The organism is Lichenihabitans sp. Uapishka_5 (assembly GCF_033947565.1).
GTDB lineage: Bacteria > Pseudomonadota > Alphaproteobacteria > Rhizobiales > Beijerinckiaceae > Lichenihabitans.
Genome location: NZ_JARPVX010000204.1, coordinates 356 through 1172 on the forward strand (window position 1 = coordinate 356; position 817 = coordinate 1172).

Here is an 817-nt window from a genome sequence, read left to right on the forward strand (position 1 = left end):
ACCAAGGACACATAGGCCTTCGGCACACCAAAGGTTTGGGCGGCAAGGTGGGCGATGCGGTCGAGGCTGTCCGACGGACAGGCCGACCCTGCCTGTTCGTAGCAAGCTAAGGCCGCGAGACGTGCTGCCTCATCTGACTGGGGAGGTGCGGTCGGTGCGGTAGACGCAGCCGTGACAATGCGGTTCCGACCCAAGCGCTTGGCCTCGTAGAGACGTGTGTCCGCCGTCGCGACCAGACCCGTAGTTTCCCCGTCAGCTTCGGCTGGCCGTGTTGTCGCGCAACCGAGGCTCACAGTGACCACGGAACCGCAGGGCATGTTACCGTCATGGGCTAAGGCCAGACCTTCTACCGCGACACGAACGCGTTCGGCGACTTGAGCGGCTCCAGCCTCGTCGGTGCCAGGCAGCACGATGACGAACTCCTCGCCGCCATAACGTGCCACCAGGTCGCCCGGTCGCCGGATGCTATCCTGCAGTGTCGTGGCGACCGCGCGGAGACAGGCATCGCCCTCCTGATGGCCATAGCGGTCATTGTAGGCCTTAAAGCGATCGACATCGAGCAGCAGCAACGAGAGTGAGCCTTCGTCCCGCTTGGCTCGGCGCCATTCGGCGTCGAGAACCTCGTCGAAATGGCGCCGGTTGGACAACCCTGTCAGGGCATCGCTCCGTGCCACCCGCGAAAGCTCTGTGTTCAATCTCTCGAGCTTTTCCTCGGCGGCCTTTCGCTGGCTGACGTCACGCAACACGACGATGAAGTCACCATTCTCGGGCACGAGGCTGTAGCGTCCCTCCACCCACACATAATGTCCGAGCTTGT

At 63.0% G+C, this 817-nt stretch carries 1 protein-coding gene; it reads right to left on the bottom strand.

Annotated features, from left to right (window positions below):
- A partial coding sequence (locus tag P7D22_RS23185; protein ID WP_319936598.1) for a GGDEF domain-containing protein occupies positions 1-794 on the bottom strand: 794 nt, incomplete at its 3' end.
- Positions 795-817: the final 23 nt, after the last annotated feature.